This window comes from Rhizobium sp. F40D2 (assembly GCF_051810745.2).
Taxonomy (GTDB): Bacteria; Pseudomonadota; Alphaproteobacteria; order Rhizobiales; family Rhizobiaceae; genus Rhizobium.
Window position 1 is genome coordinate 273,511 of record NZ_JBPWQX020000004.1, and the last position, 17,968, is coordinate 291,478.

Below are 17,968 nucleotides of genomic sequence, written 5' to 3' on the forward strand. Positions count from 1 at the left end.
GCTAGGCCAGCGAAGCGGATAATTTGTGCCAAAAGGGCCGGAGCTCCTGCGGTCGTTTCACAGGTCTCTCAGACCGTACCATCTGCTTCGAACGACATGGTGACCCTCGAAGAGGAGATCGCTGAGCTCCGGACACAGATGGCGAGCAAGCTCCGACTTCAGAAGCACAGCTTAAGAAGATGCGCGCACGGTTCGAGCGCTGATCCACGCGCGGTGCGCCTTTTTGAAGCGAGCCCAACTGCTGCAGGCTGTGTGGAGCGCAGCGGCGCTAGCGGCGAACGCTCGACTGTTTTGTTTGTCTGTCGTGCGGGAAAAGTCGCTTGAGATAGGGTGCCGTCCGGCTGTTCCGTGCAAATGCAATGTGCTCGGGTGTCCCGCTTGCGACTATCCGGCCACCTGCATCTCCCGCCCCCGGCCCGATGTCGATAACCCAGTCACTCGCCGCAGCGAGGGTCATGTCGTGGTCAACGACAATCACTGTGTTGCCATTTTCGACCAGCGCATTGAGCTGTGCGACCAGCCGCTCGACATCCGACGGATGCAAGCCCGTCGTCGGTTCGTCCAGCACATAAAGCGCGCCACCCTTCTGGGCGCGCTGCAGTTCTGTCGCAAGCTTGATGCGCTGAGCTTCACCTCCGGAAAACTCGGTCGCTGGCTGACCGAGCCGCAGGTAGCTTAGTCCGACTTCCGTGAGGACCTCCAGGGATTTCTGAACGCTCGGGGCATTATCGAAGAAGTCCCATGCCTCCGCAACGGTCAGGCTTAGAACCTGCGAGATGGTCTTGCCTCGGTACCTGATCTTCAAGGTTTCGGGGTTGTAGCGGGTGCCATGGCAAGTCGGGCAGGGGGCATAGACGCTAGGAAGGAAGAGCAGCTCGACCATGACAAAGCCTTCACCCTCGCAGCGGGGGCAGCGGCCCTTGGCGACATTGAAGGAGAACCGGCCGGCGTCGTAGCGGCGCTTCTTTGCTTCTGCAGTTGCGGCGAAGAGCGAGCGAACATGATCGAAGAGTCCGGTGTATGTCGCGAGGTTGGACCGGGGCGTCCGGCCGATCGGCTTCTGGTCGACTTCGATGAGGCGTCGGATCCTGTCCAGGCCAACTTCGATCCTGCCTTGCATTGGAAGGCTCGGCCCCGCCTCCAGGGCCTCGCCCTCCGCATCGTTTTCGACACGAACCGAAGCGCCGAGCGCCTCGCCGACGAGCTCGACGAGCACCTGACTGACCAGGCTCGACTTGCCTGACCCAGAGATGCCAGTCACCGTCGTCATCACCCCGAGTGGGAACGCGCAATCGACGTCTTGGAGGTTGTTTCGGGTAATGCCTGAAAGACGAAGCCATCCATCTGGTGCCCTGCGAGTTGCGGAGAACTTCTGAGCTCCCGCGAACAGATGCCTGGCAGTCTCAGATCGTTCGACCTTCCGCAGGCCTTCCGGTGGCCCGCTATAGAGCACCTCACCACCAAGCTCGCCAGCTGCGGGTCCGACGTCGACGACCCAATCCGCATGACGGACGACGTCAAGTTCGTGCTCCACGACGAACAGCGAGTTTCCGACGGACTTCAGACCGTCGAGCGCCCGCAACAGCGCTTCGGTATCCGCCGGGTGCAGCCCCGCCGACGGCTCGTCCATGACATAGACGACGCCGAAGAGGTTCGAGACCACTTGGGTGGCCAGCCGTAGCCGCTGGAGTTCCCCCGGAGACAGCGTCGGCGTGCTTCGCTCGAGGGTGAGGTAACCGAGGCCGAGATCGACAAGCACAGAGAGCCGTCGGCAAAGGTCCGCGGCGATGCGCTGGACCACCATCGCCTTTTCCGGATGCTCTTTCCTCATGGTCTTCAGCTTCCCGGCATCGACATTCGCGTAAGGCGAGAAGATGTCTTTGAACGCGGCCATTGGCAGCCTGTTTATCTCGGCATAGTCCAGGCCCTCGAAGGTGACTGAGAGTGACTCCTTCCGCAGCCGCTTGCCCTCGCACAGCGGACAGGCGCTGCTGATCATATACCGCGCAGCTCGCTTCTTCATCATGGCACTCTGCGTCGTCGCGAAGCTGTGGGTGACATGCCGTCGGGCGCTCGAGAAGGTGCCCATGTACGATGGCTCGTCCTTCCTTTTGATGGCCCGCTGAACCTGATCATACGAGAGACCCGGATAGACCGGAACGACGGGCTGCTCGTCGGTGAACAGGATCCATTGGCGGGTCTTCTCTGGAAGCTCCCGCCATGGCTTGTCGACGTCGATGCCGAGGGTGATGAGGATATCCCTCAGGTTCTGTCCACCCCATGCCAACGGCCACGCCGCCACAGCCCGTTCGCGGATGGTCAGAGAGGGATCCGGTACCATAGAGGTCTCGGTTACCTCGTGGACGCGGCCGAGACCGTGACATTGCGGACAGGCACCCTCTGGCGTGTTTGGAGAAAAAGCCTCTGCTTCAAGGTGCGGTTGACCCGCCGGGTAGGTACCGGTCCGCGAATAGAGCATCCGAAGGAGGTTCGAGATCGTCGTCACGCTGCCGACCGAGGAGCGTGTTGTTGGCGATCCCCGTTGCTGTTGCAGGGCAACAGCAGGTGGCAGGCCTTCGATTTGGTCGACGTCAGGTACGCTCATTTGGGTGAAGAGCCGGCGAGCATAGGGAGACACGGATTCCAGGTAGCGGCGCTGCGCCTCGGCATAGAGAGTGCTGAATGCGAGCGAGGATTTCCCGGATCCGGAGACGCCCGTGAAGACGACGAGCGCGTCGCGCGGGATGTCGACGTCGACGTTCTTGAGGTTATGTTCCCGCGCACCTCGGACGCGAACGACGCCTTCAGGCTTCTGGGCCGCAGCGACTGCACCATCAACATGTCGTCTCGTCATCGGATTTCTCGCAGTTGCTCGTCGCGCGGGGGGTAGTTCACCGGATCTCGCAATCAACGGCCCGGCGACGAGGTGATTAGAGCGCCTCCTCATTTTAAGGTGGCTCCTTCCTCTCGAGTTCGGCGGCAGTCGATCTCGTTCATGTCGTAGCCCAGTTTCGGCCCGACGCGGCGGACCAGCGGTTCCCACTGGCCGCGTTGATCGGCATAGCGCTGGGCGTATGGATTCGTCTTGATGCCGGCCCGTCGCAATGTCTCCAAGACCGCGGCACAACTGCTCGCGAAATCGCCGGTTCGCGACTGCATTTGTTTCTCACCGACTGTCGGGAAATTTCGATGAAGCGTCGCGAGCAGTAAGCGGGCACAGCTTTGCAGGGACACAACGGGAGCTGAGCGCACCAATGCGCTATGCTGCTGCCGATCGAGTGTCGTTTCGATCAGTGTCGTTAGGTCCAGCAAGATGAAGCTGAACCGCGACACCGAGTAGAATGGCTCACGGAAGCGGAAGTAGAACAGCAACGGATAGAAATGGTGCGCCTCCTTGGTCATCGCAAGCAAACGAGCAAGGTTACTCAGTTCGCTGGTGGCGTTGCTGAAATCGCCATCAGGGCCGAGCCTTGCCAGCATTTGAGCCGCGTCGCCCGTGCAGCCGGTCATCAGATCGACAGTGAGCGCCAGTGCGTTACGCTCGCGCAGCGCAGAGTAGACCTGCACAAGATAGCTGAGCATCAGCGACAGCACCGATGCTCCGATCAGCGAATTGGCGAGGAAGAGAATACGTGTGGTGGATGTATGCGGCGAGTAATCGCCGCCTCCCACAATTGAGAGGCTGTTGCCAGCCACCAGAAGAGCCGTCATGAAGTCCGTTGGCGTGCCGCCGCTGCTTGGCCGGATGGCGGCGCCGAGTTCAGGGCGGATGATGAGAGCGGCGCCAATCGTCAGCCCCAGGGCCCAGAAAGCGATCAGCATGATGACAATCACCGGGCCCCCAAACGACAGGGCTGAAGAATGACCGCGGCCGAAGAGACCGGCCACGCCACGGACTGATGCCCAGACCAGCTGGTTCCAGCGCGGCGCGAGCAACCCCGTACCAGCGCGCGCGTAAAGGACGGTGAGGAAAATGTCTGCCAGGAAGAGCACCATCAATCCGGCACCGGCGATCTGTTCGACAGTCATGGCTGCTGTCTCTCATGGTTTTTCGGAGCAGGGATAACCGGACGCGCCTGCCGATCCCTGCAAAGGCGATTTGCTTCAATCACCCGCACTAGCGGGTTTTTTGAGCGTGGCGCTCGCATCGGTTGGCGTCGGTCGTAGATCCGCCAACTGCTTGCGCGCGGCACCGCGAGCCGTCTCGACGCCTTTCGGAAATCCGCTGCGGTCATCGTAGCTGCGCCGCTGACCTTGGCGGCTTGTATGGCGGACACTGTTCGCGCCAGTGGCAATGATGTCGAGAAGAGTGATGCCGGCGACCATCGCCAATGCTAGGGCCGCATTTTCTCGCTTGTGATTGTCAGGACGCATAATGCTGGCCAAAGTGAAAATATCCAGCGCATCTCCTGCGACCCGGCCAGTAAGCCCAGCTTGCCTGTCAATCGACAATGTCATGAAGCCGGATGTGATCTCCCGCATCCCAAAGGTACGCACGAGATTTTCCTTGCCGCGCATACCAAGAGCATGGGTGATTTTTTTGGCCGCAAATATTTCGGCCAGCCCGAGCCCGATGCTAAACCAGCCAAGATTGCGGGCCAGTCGGTCCGAGGAACTGAGCGAGCTCGGGCCCGACTGCAGAACCTTCGGGTCACCGTTCGAACGGGCCAGATTTGTGAGAAAAGACATATCGAACCTCCCTTTAAGGTTTCAGCACAACTTTGATGCAGCTGTCCTGCTTGTCGCGGAACACCTTGTACATTTCCGGCCCCTGTTCGAGCCCGACGGTATGGGTAATGACAAATGACGGGTCGATCTGGCCATCTTCGATTCGGCGCAATAAATCGGCTGTCCAGCGCTTCACATGGGTTTGACCCATTCGGAAGGAGAGGCCCTTGTTCATTGCCATGCCCATTGGAATTTTGTCGACGAGGCCGCTGTAGACGCCGGGGATTGAAATGATGCCGCCCGGGCGGCAGACATAAATCATCTCGCGCAGCACATGCGGGCGATCGTTCTCCAGCATCACCACCTGCTTGGCGCGGTCCAGTAGCGTGTCCGGCTGACCCATCGAAACATGGCTTTCCAGCCCGACGGCATCGATGCACTTTTCCGGTCCCTTGCCGCCTGTCAACTCGTTCAGACGCTCGACGACGCTTTCCTCTTCGAAGTTGATGGTGATCGCGCCACCAGCCTCAGCCATGGAGAGACGCTCAGGAATGCGATCGATGGCCAGCACCTGCCTGGCGCCCAGAAGCACGGCACTCCGGATCGTCATCTGGCCAACCGGGCCGCAGCCCCAAACCACCACTGTGTCGGTGGGTTCGATGTCGCACTGGGCGGCGGCCTGCCAGCCTGTCGGGAAAATGTCGCCGAGGAAGAGCACCTGCTCATCGGTAAGACTCTCGGGAACCTTGATGTGGGTCTTGTCAGCAAACGGCACCCTCAGATACTCGGCCTGACCGCCAGGGTAGCCGCCGGTGAGGTGGGTATAGCCGAAGAGCCCGGCCGTGGCGTGGCCGAACGCCTTGTCGGCTAGGTCCTTCTTGCGGTTCGTTCGTTCGCAGATGGAAAAATTGCCGCGTTTGCATTGATCGCATTCACCACAAGTGATTGTGAATGGGACGACGATCCGGTCGCCCTTCTTGAGACTGCCGCTCGTTTCAGTGCCCACCTCGACCACTTCGCCCATCATCTCGTGCCCCATGATGTCGCCCGACTTCATCGCCGGGATAAAATTGTGGAACAGGTGAAGGTCGGATCCGCAAATCGCGCAGCTTGTTACCTTGATGATTGCATCGCGCGGATGCTCGATTTCGGGGTCGGATACTGTGTCGCACCGGATGTCTTCCTTGCCGTGCCAGACTAAAGCGCGCATGGGTCTCTCCTATCTGCGTTTGATGGTTTTGCCAGTGAGACGGCGCCAGAACGCGGAAGGGTTGGGTATGTGAGCGACTCACCGATCACCAAGCGAACTGGCGTCGGCAGCAAAGGTTCCGAGCGACGCTTCGAAATGGCAACTGAAAGTCGCCGGCGCCCAGACCTTTGCATCGGACTAGGACAAAGACGCACCTCCCGACGATCGATCTATGGGCGGCGAAATAGACCGACTGTCAGATATTCAAGGACCCTTTTTTGGGAGCTCAGGCCGTAGGCGCGAAGGCGGGTACGTCGATTTTTGCAAAAAAGACAAAGTCCTTTAGTGAATAGTGCTGATCGGAACCCAGAACTGCGACGCTTAGGTATTCATAGGTTTCGCCGAATACGGTCGAGATCTGAACGATCTCTAGTTCGTCGGCGCCATCCGAGAGGAATATATCTCGAAGCGCCCAATAGTACCCACTAGGCTCGAGGTCTGCGAGGTCGATCGGCTTCATGATTGCTCCGTTTGCGCCTGAACAGCCGCCTACATGGATCCGACCTGGACGCAAATGCGGCGACAGCGCGGTGCCCCTGTTTGGTACGATATCGCACGATGGGACATTGCCATATTGGTTGGCTCCGCGTCATAGGGGTCGAGTGTCGCCGAAACGCATTCAGCGTTCAGCGTCCCTGACCGTCGTTCAAGAGGCCTTGGCAATTTCGACACGACTGCAAGGCGATTTCAACGAATACAACACTTTCGATAACAATAACAAAACCCGGCATGTGGCTCGATGAGCGTGGCGCGATCCAGTGGCAACGTAGCTTCCGTCTATCCCGTGGTCTTGGCATTCGCTGGTTGAAGTAAGCAGCCCTTCGACCGACGCTAGTGCTAGCGATGGGAAATTGGGACCGCCCAAGTCGGTTCAAGCCTGCCGTCGCAGTCGCGACCATTGATCGGATAGATCCGGCTTGCTCCCGGGGCAACATCACCGTCATTTCAACGCTTGGCAGCGCAATATTCAACGCGCCGTAACAGCGAAGTCTAACTGGCCGGATGCCAGGCTGCGACCACCGCTCAGCGTATCGGACCAAGGTCTTACCTATGGAACACGCGGCGAGTTTGGCCGTTGATTGCCCGCGGTCAAATGCGCGTATTCAGATGGAGGTTCAAATGCTTCGCAAGATTATCGCAGGCGCGGCTGTTTCTGCAGCGCTCATGTCAAGCTCAGCGTTCGCCCAGTCTTCAACAGTTAACGGTGCTGCCGGAGGTGCTGTTACGGGTGCAATCGTCGGAGGTCCGGTCGGAGCTGCCGTTGGCGGCGTCGCGGGCGCAATCGTCGGCACGGCCATTGATCCGCCGCCACAGAAGGTAGTAACCTATGTTCGGGATGCCCCCGCTCCCTCGACCCGCGTCGTCGTCAAGGAAAAGGTGGTGGTTGGTCAGCCACTCCCCGAAACAGTTGTCGTGAGGCCCATCCCCGATGATCCGACCTATGCCTATGCGGTTGTGAACGACGAGCGGGTAATCGTCGAGCCGTCCTCCAGGAAGGTAATCCAGGTCATCAAGTGAGTCAGTAAGTTGCGGGCGCGGCGCTCGACGCGCCTGCATCTCAATGTCGACAGCGCATCTAGATTGGTGCGCTGAACATTATCATTCATTGATCCTGCGACCAACAGCTACCGCTCCTACGGCGGTGAAACACATAGCTGCAGGTCGCCATATGTCGCATGGCAACCCCGTTGGGATAGGCGCACAGTGAAGATCGATGCTCCCATTAACGAACCCGCCGCCGCAGACCATGCCACAACTGCCTGGTGCGCCGCCCGGTATACATCCGATAGAGAAGAGGACAACAGTTATCAGCCCTACGCAGGTCCGCGCCACAGACGCTTTCTGCTTCGCATGCAGATATCGCATCGGCTCAAAGCGAGAATGGTAACCGTTAGCCGGTTGGACAAGGTCGTCGCGGCTGAGACTATTTCTTATCGTCCTCTCCAATCAAGGATCCGAAGCGACGACGTCAGGGCTCTGCATTCCTGGGACTGGCCGCAAGAGGCTCTCCGTTTCCGGTTACAGTTGGCGTTCAGAAATATGAAGTGCGTCGGCGAGGCGAGAAGGTCGTATTTCCCGAGATCAGGCCAGTTCGAAAGCCTTGACTCAATTTGGGTTTCATCATTCAAAGTTGCGCGGCGTCCCGCGCACCGAGACGGACTAAGGAAAATTAATGTCGGAACTGCTTCAACCATCCTCCAATATCTGGCGGGCGGAGCGGGCTGACGAGTTCGCGATAATAATTGACGCGGACGACTACTTCGCCGCCGCCCGGACGGCGATGGCGTCGGCCCAAAAGTCAATTTTCCTCGTCGGATGGGATTTCGATGCGTCGATTACCCTCGGCCGTCCAGGCGACCATTATGAAGGACCGAGCCATGTCGGAGATTTTCTTCTGTGGCTGACCAAGAAAAACCCGGACCTTGAGATTCGGCTTCTCCTCTGGAACCCCGGTTTCCTCTCGAGCTGGGCGAAACTGTCGAACCTTCCCTATCTCCTTCGATGGAAGCTCCATCGCCAAATAACCGTTCTTCTGGACGGCAATCATCCGATCGGCAGTTCGCACCACCAAAAGATCCTTGTGATTGACGATGCGATTGCTTTTTGTGGCGGCATCGACGTCACGGCAGGGCGCTGGGATACGCGTAAGCACCTGGATGACGATCCGCTTCGCAGGCGGCCCAATGGAACGTCTTATGGCCCTTGGCATGATGTCTCGAGTTTCTGCGCGGGGCCGGCCGCAGAAGCGCTTGGCGATCTCTGCCGTTCAAGATGGCGATCTGCGGGCGGTGAACAGCTGGCACCGGTCGATTTCCCACATGAGCCCCCGTTCATCAACGGCGCCATTTCGTTCGGACCCGTCACTCTCGCAATTTCTCGCACAATGCCTGCCTATGGAGATCAGGCAGGTGTTGCGGAGATCGAGCGGCTCTATGTAGATATGATAATGTCAGCCGAGCGGTTGATTTACGCGGAGAGTCAATATTTCGCCTCCCGGGTTATCGCCCAGGCTCTTGCCAAACGTCTCGAGGAAAACGACGGTCCGGAAGTTATTCTCATCAACCCGGTTAAAGCAGACAACTGGCTGGGCGAGCTTGCAATGGACACAGCACGAGCGCGCCTGAGGGAAGCTCTGCGCCCGCACGATCGCCATAAGCGATTTCGAATTTATCATCCGATAACAACCGATGGTGTGCCGGTTTACGTCCATTCAAAGTTGATGATCGTAGATGATAAAGCGTTACGCGTCGGATCATCAAACTTCAACAACCGATCGATGCGGTTTGATAACGAATGTGACGTTGCCTTTGAGGCCGGGCAAACCAAACGACTATCGAGCCGACTGGTCGACCTACGCAATATTCTCTTGGCGGAACACCTCGGCGTTGATCCGGATGAAGTGGCTCAGACAATTAGACGCTCGAAGTCAGTTATTGCAGCCATCGAGGAATTAAGACATACGCCCAACGGGGATCGATCCGGAAACAGGCCAACCCTGGTCCCCTATGACACCCCGGCGATATCGGACCTGGAGGAATGGCTGGCGGATAACGAGATCCTCGACCCCGAAGGTCCTGAGGCGGTGATGGAGCCGATGGAACGGCGAGGGCTATTCCGTGGGTTCCTGACAACCCCGTTAAAAAGAAAGTCCAGATTGAGATCGCGTTAGGTTTACCTTGAAGGTGGGGTTCGCGCCGCCCCAGCTCAACAAAAGCGTCCTGTCGTAACGTGAAAAAGGCGATCGAGCCGGAAACCCGCCGACGTATCGGCGGGTTGTTTAGTCCCGGTAGCGTGGCGACGCTCAAGGTGTTCCTCAGATACCGGTGCTGCGGTCATAACGACGACGTTCTTGCTCGACTTCCGCCGGCGTATAGGGATCAAGCGTAGGATCGAACGATTTCCAGCCGCCTTCTGAATAAGCGTTGCGGCGAGCGGCAATATCGACACGGGGCGACTTTGCCAGGATGTCCTCTGCCGCACCGATTAGCGTATCGGGAACGCGAGCCGTGACCAAGGTACCGCCGCGACGAACTCCTTCAGCGTAAACATGAGCGTCTCTCTCATCGACGCCGGCATCCGTCAGGGCACCGATTAGACCGCCAGCAGCGCCCCCGACGACCGCGCCGGTTGCAGCACCAGCTAAGGTCGCTGCCAGCCAGCCTGCGGCGACCACAGGGCCGACGCCCGGAATGGCCATGATGCCAAGGCCGGTGAGGAGGCCGCCGGTGCCGCCGAGCACGGCGCCGATTCCTGCGCCTTTACCAGCATCTTCTGCGACATCATTACCGTCGGCATCGATTTTGTGGCGGCTATCGCTGTTGTTGGAAACGATACTGATCTCGTCGTGATCAATGCCGAGGGATCGAAGCTCTGAGACAGCGCTCTCGGCATCGGCATAAGAGTCGAAAAGTCCTGTTACGGTTCTCATGGGAAGTCTCCTTCAAGTTTCTCTAAGCGGTGCGCTGGCTACTTCGCGACGATGTTGCCCTGGTAGTCCAAACCGACCATGACGGACCTCGCACCCTTCTTGGCGCTGGCCTGCCAGATGCCCTTGTCATTGAGCTTAAGCCCCTTAACGTCGGAATAGCCGGCGTCTTCGATCCGCGACTTGGCCTGGCTTTCGGTAAAGCTGTTAGCTCCCTCGACCGGGGCAGTCGGGTTTTTCTCCGCCGGCGTCGCAACCGCCGGTGTTTTCGGATCCGTCGCCGGCTTGGGGGCGGTCTGGGCAAGTGCGGATGAGGCAGCAAGCGCGGCAGTGAAGGTCGCGAAAATTAACCTATTCATTGAGGTTCCTCCTGATTTCTTGAGATGATGACAGGGAGGGAACTCAATGCAGCTCTCTAGGTTCCACCAGATAAGGGGTCCCGGACTTTGGTCTGAGTGCGATGAATTTCAAGAAGTTAGCCATTTCGCCGGCGCATGGCATGTTGATCGCGGAGGGGCCGTCGGGGGGCTACGCAGAACCAAAAAGGACTGTCATCTTTCGTGGCACCCAGGGAGGTCCTTCTCAGTGACCTACAGATAGTGTTCCGTCAAAACACCCCGGGACTTGCCTAACCGTCAAATGCCAGTTGCCAAACAGCCAAACTTAGTCGGCGGCATACTGCGTCGGAATTTCGTGTGTTTCCGACCAAGCAGACGGGAACGTCGGCCTCGCGCTCATTTCGCTCGTCGAGCTGCAAAACGTCGGCTTTGTCTTGGCCTTCCCGCGAGCCCTTGTAGGATCGATGGCGCAGTTACGGTCCGCCGTCCAGACTGCTCACAAGGCATTAGCTGTGATCGCGTTCAGAACAGCCATTGCGGGTTGATCACACCGAATTGGTGCGGTTCAGAAGGGCAGTTTGAGGCAAACCTCCTTCGTATGGGAATTGATCAGTGATCAGGCCACGGGGATCAACTGTTCAAAGATGGACTAGCAAGGGCCTCGAACGCGGGCGATGCCGGTAGCGATGCTTGCGACATGGCCGTCAAGGCTTTTCGCCTGGCCCATCAGGTGGATGGATACCTTGTCGCCGGGGTGGATGCGCTGCAGCTTGGTCTCTTCAAAATAACCTTCGACGCGGAGCGAATCCGTATCGATCAGCGCGATCTTGGCGGTTCCGGCGCTGACATAATCGCCCGGACGCAAGCTGAGATTGGAGACCGTTCCATTGACCGTCGCTTTGATCTCCGAGCGTTCAAGGTTGATTGAAGCGAGGTCGCGGTTGGCGGTCGCCTGACGAAAGGCGGCCTCGGCCTGCTGTTCGGCCGTATGAGCTTGTTCCTTTTGCTGCAGCGAGGCGGCTTCGCCAAGGCGCTCTTGGCGCTCGCGCTCACGGTGTGCCTGATCGAGTGCGGCCTTGCTGCCTTCGAGTGCCGCTTCGGATTGTGCGAGCGCGATCGAGAAACGTGCGCGATCGACGCGGAAGAGGATATCGCCCTTCTTCACCGCCTGATTATCTCTGACGAGCACCTCGCTGACAAGGCCGGAGACATCGGGCGCCAGGCCGACGACATCTGCGCGCAGTCGCGCATCGCGCGTCCAGGGTTCGTCCATGTAGTGGCCCCAAAGACCGCGGCCGACGAAAACCGCGGCGACGACTACGGCAAGAGTGACTATGATGCGACCAATGAATTTCAGAAAAACGTTCATGCAAAATATCAGCGTGTGAAGGAGGAAACGGCTCCAAGGACAAGCACCATTCTCACAGAGATTGACGAGCTTTCCAGTTCTGGTTCCGTGGACACTGCCGCCTGCACGCTCGCAAGCCGATCGTGGGCGAGGCTTTCCGGCTCAAAAGTCATGACAGTCCTCCTTCGTATTGCGAAGGAAACAGCGGGAAGTTAATTTGGTTCGGAAGCCGGGACTTAGGTCCTAGCGACGGAATTACACAAGGACGACTTACACGTAGGCGGGTGAACCGTTCGTCGGCCCGCTCTGATGATCGCTCGGCAGATCGAAGGCCGCGGACGAGATGACCGACGGGAACCCGACGCCTCGTGATGAGTTCGCTCTGGCATCGCCGCCTAGATCGGAAGCGGGTTCGAGAAACACCGCCGCATGAAGGTTCGAAGATGACAAGCCAGTACAACGAGACGACGACACCCGCGCTCACTGGGATCAGGGGGCTCTGCCCGCGTTGTCAGCGGGGCCATCTCTTCAATGGCCTGCTGACCCTGGCCCCGGCCTGTGAAGTTTGTGGCCTGGACTATTCATTCGCGGACCCCGCTGACGGACCAGCATTTTTTGCGATGAGCATTGTCGCCGTGCCTGCGCTCGCATTTGCCTTGTGGCTCCAACTCACCTTCGATACCCCGCTTTGGGTGCATATCGTGTTGACGTTGCCGCTGTCGGTTTTGGCATGCGTTGCGTTGCTGAGGCCTTTGAAAGGCTGGTTGGTTTGTTCCCAGTATTTTCACAAGGCGGAGGAAGGAAAGATTGATAGGGAATGGCGAGGGTAGGAGGCGTTGCCAACGTAGCTGTCAAGGACGTCGGCAACACCTGCACGAGTGTCGCGGCCGTCCGACGTGTGGCTCTGTATTTGACCTGCAGGAATTTACTCCTGCTTGATGCCCATGACGGGCAGCGGAAACGGGTCACCTGTTCAAGGCTAAGGGCATTTCCCCCAAAGGATCAGGGGTCTGCCAATTGAGGTGAACGGGGAAGTCATAGGCGCGTCCGGCATAGCCTCGGGTACGGACGATGAGGACTTTGCCCTAGCAGAAGGGGCGGCTAGGGATGCCAGTTTGACCGGGGTAAGTGCCCCAGCGCTTGCCCCAGACAATCTTCCGGCCAAGCCAATCAGGGCCTCGGCGGTGGAACGAAATGCGCCTCCATGCCTTTCTCCCCGACTGAACCGAACCGAGAGATCGATCATGGGAAGCGCGTCCGACCAGTTCAAGGGCAAGGCCAACGAAGTCGCCGGGCAAGCGCGACAGCCGTTGGCAAAGCAGTAGGCAACCACCAAGTGCAGGCAAAGGGCAGCTCCAGGAAGCCAAGGGCAAGTCCCAAGTGGCAAAGGCGACGCCAAGGACGCCGTCAGGACGGTCGTCGATAAAACCTGATCTGACTAGGAAGCCCGGCGATCGCGCGGGGATTGCTGTTTTGGGGGACCCGATGAAGACCATACTGATGACATCAGTTGCTGTGCTTGCGTTTTCGATTGCCGCAGGAAGCGCGCCCGCGCAGGCGCCGGCCGATCCCGCTGTCGACGCCTGCAAATCGACAGGACTTCTTGCCCTTCAGGAACGATCACCCGATATTACCGATCTCGTCATGGATATGGAAAGCCTGGCGGTTACCAAGGCGGACACCAAGGTTGGCGACGTGCCCGTGAAGATGGTGGTGCTTGGCGAGGCGTACATAGCCCGCAAGGAGAAGACCGGAACGCCCGATCGCTTCGTGTGCCTGCTCGGCGAAAAGGGCAAAGTCCTTCTAACCTTCTTCACAGCACAATGAGCGAGCCCCCAATGAGTAGCGGCGACCTGATCGGAAAGCAGACCGGGGGCTGGCCTGCAAAGAAGCGATCATTCGACCTGAACGAGGCCAACGCCACCAAGGCGCCCGATAATTACTCGTTCGAAGGTGCCCCGCCCAGATCGATCCCTGCGCCGGAACTGCCCTTCGATCTCCACCCAGTTCCGAAGGTGATCAGGCGCTCCTGAATTCCAGCGATGCCGATCTTGCGTTCGTCGATGTAAATCTCGAGGACGGACCGACTGGACCGATCATCGGCCGAACGCTGGTGGACGCAAACGTTTCGGTGCTATTCATGACGAGTGATCCCGGGGCGATCAGAGGCGGTGTACCGGGCGCGTTGGGTGTCATTCAGAAGCCGGTCCTAGACCTCGACCTTGTAGAAGCGCTCCAATATGTTGCCGATCGGCGGGCGGGAAATACCAACGTCCCGCCGCCGAGATGCTTAATCGAGTTTTCGAGGGTCGACCCAGGCGCAAGCCCGTCTCGGCTGTAGAAAACATGCGCTGCTCCCGCATGAGCCGTAATCGCTCAACATCCAGGGGAGCATCGGGGGCAATGAGGGGGCGTAGCAGGTTCGGATGGGGCGACAAAGTCGCCGACGATCGCTGCAACGTCTAAGTCAGCAAAGCCCGCTTCTTCGAATTTTGGGCCAGGACGCATTAGGGGAAGCGAGTGGTCGAGTTTTGTAGGTTTACGGGGAATAGTGGCTAAACACGAAATCCGCTGATTGGTTCCAACTTGGAATGACAGGCAAAGCAGGAATTTAACAGAAGTTCGCTTGGCTTGCGATGCCGTTCTCGAACTGTCCGTATCCCCAGCCGCCGCGTCAGCATAGGCCTTCGAGTCCTTCACGCTGATCTGCACGTTCGTAGGGTCGCCCGCCACAAAGGACTGTGGCGCCGGGAACACCGCGTCGGTTTGGGGAGACGACTTGTAGACGTACGCCAGGCGGGCGATCACGGACCCATCGGGGAAAGGTCGCGTCCCGTCGCGAAATGCCTTCGCCGCGATGTACTTTGAACGCCTTCTGTTTGGTACCAAGCATCGGAACCATTTCGACGATGGCCGAACCGGGTGCGTCGTTGCTCAAAAGATATTCAAAGGACTGACTCCATCGACAGCACATCGCCGAATTGTTGGTATTTTATTAAAGATGTCAGTAAATACTCCCACCGAGGGGCGATCTAAATCTGGGCACGCGAGTTCAACTCGTAACCAGAACGGAGACGGCCATGTACAAGCGTACCGTACTTATCGTCGAAGACGAGCTTTTGATCCGCATCGTGCTTGCAGACACTCTTGCCGACGAGGGATACGACGTCATCGAAGCAGGAAATGTCCTCGAAGCTGTTGCAGTGCTTGGTCGAAGGAAAATCGACGCTGTCATCACAGACGTCGACATGCCGGGCGGACTGAGCGGCCTCGATCTCGCGCGCATGATATCGTCCTCCGACATGAAAGTACCTGTGATCATCACTTCAGGCGGCAGCATCGTTCGACCCGAGGAACTGCCCTCTGATACGGTCTTCATGCCCAAGCCCTATGGAATGAATGTCATCTCGGCGATGGTCAGAGAGATGACTGCGGCCGAAACCCGTAAAATGGCTAGCTGACGAAGGCACAGGGCAAAGCGGCCGCGAGCGATCTGTCGCCTGCTCACGATGACGAGGCGGCACCAATCATTTTCCTTGTGGGCTTACCCGCATTTTGGCAGCTTCGCGCACAAGCCGAAATCGCTCAAGTTCCAGCAGCGAGTCCGGGAGGGCGCGGTGAGCGGACGTTGCAGGCTCAGATTGGGCGATGACGTCGTCGACGAGGGCGGGAACGTCGGTGTCAGCCATACCCGCTTCTTCGAAGATGGCTTTAGCAACCTCGATGAAAAGATCGTCCGACTTCCGAACGCGAAGCGCATGGCGAGGTATGCCGCCGGCTCGGAGTAGAACGCTCAGCCACTTTCCATCCCAAGAGGGGGAGCTTGCGTAAAGGTCATGACCGGAAAGCGCCATCATCATTTCTTTTACGACGAAAGCGACTGAGACGCCTTGGCGAGCCAGTTGTTCGCGAGAAATGCCGTGGATCCTTTCCGCATCGGACGACCAGTCCGTCCAATTTGCGGCCGGCCGTATCAGTAGCGAACGTGACCGGCCGTCTTCGAACACCCAGGCAATTTCGACCGGGTAGCTGTGCTTGCCGAGCGACGAGGCTTCGAAGTCCAGAAATACAATCATCTTTGCTATCTCTAGTCGAAGTCGCCGGTCTTCCCTAACCGGAAGATGATTTCAGGATCGCCTTCCTCTCCGACCGAGGGCCTTCCGTCTCGCCGGACGCCGAGGACACCTGCATGATGGGTAGCGGCGTCTTTCGCATCTGCGATTGCTTCCGCTTCCGTCTCGCCGACTACGGTTTCCCACGTCCGAATCGGATCGCCGTGTTCGTTGAGATCGTAAGCGAATACGCTGATCGAGGAAAACGTCCCTGGCACCACCCGGTGCCGTGCTTCGGACGGGTGATCTGCTTTATAAAGTCGTCAGCGTCAGCCTTCGCATTTTCGTCGGCCATTCGCTCGAGCTTTGCCCGAATTTGCAGCGCTTCCTCTTCAGTTGCTTCGATGGGTTGGTCGGAATCGTCCGGAAGGCTGGGACCGGGTTGGCCTATCGTGGTGTCCTTGGGAGCGTCGTTGAGACCTGTCGCTATCTTTGTCATCTGGATGCTCCTATTCGGAAATCACAGGCCGAGGAGCGCGCTGGGCTTCCTCGTCTGCGTCGCCAGAAGCGGCGTCGCTGGTCGAAGTCCGGCGCTCGTCCTTATTGTCCGAGGATGGTCGCGGCAACAGGCGATCGTCAGCCTGTCGCTCAGCCGTATTCACTCTCGATTTGACGTCACCGGGGCCGAGACGCGATCTTGTGCTCCGCGACGTCCTGTCATCGGATCAGCCACCGAATTCGCGACTATTACCCCGTTGATCGGCAGAGAGCGCGGCGGTCGTCTAGGTTCGTTTAAGGGTTCGCCGTTCTCCATGTGTTTGTCGACGGACCTCGGAGGAGGCTTTGCAGAGCTGGGGACAGGGTCCTTCGCCATGGAGGCCCTCTTTCTTCGAAAAGAACTCTTAGGCACGGAGACAGCCCGCCGCTTGGGCCGGATACGCCTGAAATGGGCTCGCAGATCTCCAGCGCGACCCGATCCGTAGCGCCCGCGTAACGTGTTCCACGCCGAAACGCCGTTGAGTAATTAGCGACCCCTGAAATTATATTTACTCCAAATGCTTAGGCGGAAGGCTGCGGTTTCGTACCAAGCAGCCGGTCACCATGCAGTTTCTTATATTACTCTGTTCGCCGCTCAACGATCTGCTAGACCCTCGGCATTTACTTCTCCTGTGCGTTGGGCGGCCGCTGATCTTTAATAATTACCTCGCGGAAAGAGGGCGACGATGGCTCCGTTTCAAACCGCGCAAAAGAGACGCCGAGCGTGAGGAGTTGGCGAGCCGGATTATCCAGTCATTTCGACATGGAGAGAAGGACGAGGAATCCTTGGTGCGGCTCTTTATAATGATTCCAGCATGGTGCGGAACCCGTGGGACCTTAGCCGGTCAGGACTTGGATCGATCGGCCTTCCATACCAGAGCCATTTTAGTTCCTGCTGCAAGATGCGCTTCAACTCTCATATTTCCCCCAACTGCCCCTCTTCGGTGGGCCTTTTTTAACTGCCGGTAGCCTGACCAAGAGGATTGGATTTCTCGCAGGAGAAGCGTTAGCTAGAGGTATCGTCAGCAACCGAGAACGTGGGCGCCGGCGGCTGAAGGTGCTCATGTGCCTCCGCCTGCAAGTAGCGGGGTGCACCTATGGACAAGGGCCTTTTTCCAAGCTCCGGTTTCATCCTGACTTTCTCGACTGGGAAATCATCCAAACTGCTGAAATCGACCGGAAGGGACTGACTTCACCCTTAGATTTCAGCGAAAGGCAACTCCGCTGCACTTGGTTCAGAGCAACCAGATACTGGGTCTCGCGAAAGGCGACGCTCCCCGGGAAGAGAGGTGCAGACGAGGGGCCGGCACGCCTGGACGCGCTATTACTGTCGGCGGATCAGTTGCCGCT

General features: G+C 58.4%; 16 protein-coding genes and 2 pseudogenes. 7 read left to right on the forward strand and 11 right to left on the reverse strand.

The features are described from left to right. Positions 1-268: 268 nt before the first annotated feature. The 5 genes from ACS4RS_RS29955 to ACS4RS_RS29975 form a co-directional block, all read right to left on the reverse strand. Positions 269-2,854, reverse strand: coding sequence for an AAA family ATPase (locus ACS4RS_RS29955; RefSeq protein ID WP_439012616.1), 2,586 nt, complete (start codon positions 2,852-2,854; stop codon positions 269-271). 89 nt (positions 2,855-2,943) lie between these two features. Continuing rightward, entirely contained in the window at positions 2,944-4,029 is a 1,086-nt protein-coding gene (locus ACS4RS_RS29960) for a hypothetical protein (RefSeq protein WP_439012575.1), read from the reverse strand. A 75-nt stretch (positions 4,030-4,104) separates the two neighbouring features. Next, entirely contained in the window at positions 4,105-4,689 is a 585-nt protein-coding gene (locus ACS4RS_RS29965; RefSeq protein WP_439011908.1) for a hypothetical protein, read from the reverse strand. Positions 4,690-4,702: 13 nt separating this feature from the next. Beyond that, positions 4,703-5,878, reverse strand: a complete 1,176-nt coding sequence (locus tag ACS4RS_RS29970) for an alcohol dehydrogenase catalytic domain-containing protein (protein ID WP_439011909.1) — start codon at positions 5,876-5,878, stop codon at positions 4,703-4,705. 265 nt (positions 5,879-6,143) lie between these two features. Continuing rightward, positions 6,144-6,377: a hypothetical protein gene (locus ACS4RS_RS29975; protein ID WP_003592105.1), complete on the reverse strand. Its 234-nt coding sequence runs from the start codon at positions 6,375-6,377 to the stop codon at positions 6,144-6,146. 659 nt (positions 6,378-7,036) lie between these two features. Here ACS4RS_RS29975 and ACS4RS_RS29980 point away from each other — a divergent pair. The 3 genes from ACS4RS_RS29980 to ACS4RS_RS29990 all read left to right on the forward strand — a co-directional run bounded on the left by ACS4RS_RS29980 (position 7,037) and on the right by ACS4RS_RS29990 (position 9,587). Beyond that, entirely contained in the window at positions 7,037-7,435 is a 399-nt protein-coding gene (locus tag ACS4RS_RS29980; protein WP_439011910.1) for a DUF1236 domain-containing protein, read from the forward strand. Between the two features lie 186 nt (positions 7,436-7,621). Then, positions 7,622-8,143: a BA14K family protein gene (locus tag ACS4RS_RS29985; protein WP_439011911.1), complete on the forward strand. Its 522-nt coding sequence runs from the start codon at positions 7,622-7,624 to the stop codon at positions 8,141-8,143. Beyond that, positions 8,091-9,587, forward strand: coding sequence for a phospholipase D-like domain-containing protein (locus ACS4RS_RS29990; protein WP_179612523.1), 1,497 nt, complete (start codon positions 8,091-8,093; stop codon positions 9,585-9,587). The genes ACS4RS_RS29985 and ACS4RS_RS29990 overlap by 53 nt, the downstream gene beginning before the upstream one ends. Positions 9,588-9,731: 144 nt before the next feature. Here the strand turns inward: ACS4RS_RS29990 and ACS4RS_RS29995 are convergent, their stop codons facing one another. From ACS4RS_RS29995 to ACS4RS_RS30005, 3 genes and pseudogenes are all read right to left on the reverse strand, one after another. Next, positions 9,732-10,346, reverse strand: coding sequence for a general stress protein (locus ACS4RS_RS29995; RefSeq protein ID WP_179612522.1), 615 nt, complete (start codon positions 10,344-10,346; stop codon positions 9,732-9,734). A gap of 38 nt (positions 10,347-10,384) precedes the next feature. Then, a complete protein-coding gene (locus ACS4RS_RS30000; protein WP_439011912.1) occupies positions 10,385-10,702 on the reverse strand; it encodes a PepSY domain-containing protein in 318 nt (105 codons plus the stop codon). A 652-nt stretch (positions 10,703-11,354) separates the two neighbouring features. Next, positions 11,355-12,050: pseudogene (locus ACS4RS_RS30005) on the reverse strand (efflux RND transporter periplasmic adaptor subunit); the annotation flags it as partial. Between the two features lie 422 nt (positions 12,051-12,472). On the opposite strand from ACS4RS_RS30005, the gene ACS4RS_RS30010 reads away from it, so the two are divergent. The 3 genes from ACS4RS_RS30010 to ACS4RS_RS30020 all read left to right on the forward strand — a co-directional run bounded on the left by ACS4RS_RS30010 (position 12,473) and on the right by ACS4RS_RS30020 (position 14,062). Further along, positions 12,473-12,859 carry a DUF983 domain-containing protein gene (locus ACS4RS_RS30010; protein ID WP_003592115.1) on the forward strand — a complete coding sequence of 129 codons (387 nt, stop codon included), beginning with the start codon at positions 12,473-12,475 and terminating at the stop codon, positions 12,857-12,859. Positions 12,860-13,514: 655 nt separating this feature from the next. Next, positions 13,515-13,856, forward strand: coding sequence for a hypothetical protein (locus tag ACS4RS_RS30015; protein WP_439011913.1), 342 nt, complete (start codon positions 13,515-13,517; stop codon positions 13,854-13,856). Between the two features lie 11 nt (positions 13,857-13,867). Beyond that, positions 13,868-14,062, forward strand: coding sequence for a hypothetical protein (locus ACS4RS_RS30020; RefSeq protein ID WP_246714201.1), 195 nt, complete (start codon positions 13,868-13,870; stop codon positions 14,060-14,062). Between the two features lie 506 nt (positions 14,063-14,568). Here the strand turns inward: ACS4RS_RS30020 and ACS4RS_RS30025 are convergent. After that, positions 14,569-14,888: pseudogene (locus ACS4RS_RS30025) on the reverse strand (cytochrome P460 family protein); the annotation flags it as partial. Positions 14,889-15,109: 221 nt separating this feature from the next. On the opposite strand from ACS4RS_RS30025, the gene ACS4RS_RS30030 reads away from it, so the two are divergent. Beyond that, entirely contained in the window at positions 15,110-15,490 is a 381-nt protein-coding gene (locus ACS4RS_RS30030) for a response regulator (RefSeq protein WP_439011915.1), read from the forward strand. 66 nt (positions 15,491-15,556) lie between these two features. Here ACS4RS_RS30030 and ACS4RS_RS30035 read toward each other — a convergent pair whose 3' ends face one another. Together ACS4RS_RS30035 and ACS4RS_RS30040 are read right to left on the reverse strand one after the other, a co-directional pair. After that, positions 15,557-16,105: a 3'-5' exonuclease gene (locus ACS4RS_RS30035; protein ID WP_003592123.1), complete on the reverse strand. Its 549-nt coding sequence runs from the start codon at positions 16,103-16,105 to the stop codon at positions 15,557-15,559. A gap of 169 nt (positions 16,106-16,274) precedes the next feature. Next, positions 16,275-16,580 (reverse strand): hypothetical protein, encoded by a 306-nt coding sequence (locus ACS4RS_RS30040; protein ID WP_439011916.1) that lies wholly within the window; start codon positions 16,578-16,580, stop codon positions 16,275-16,277. Positions 16,581-17,968: the final 1,388 nt, after the last annotated feature.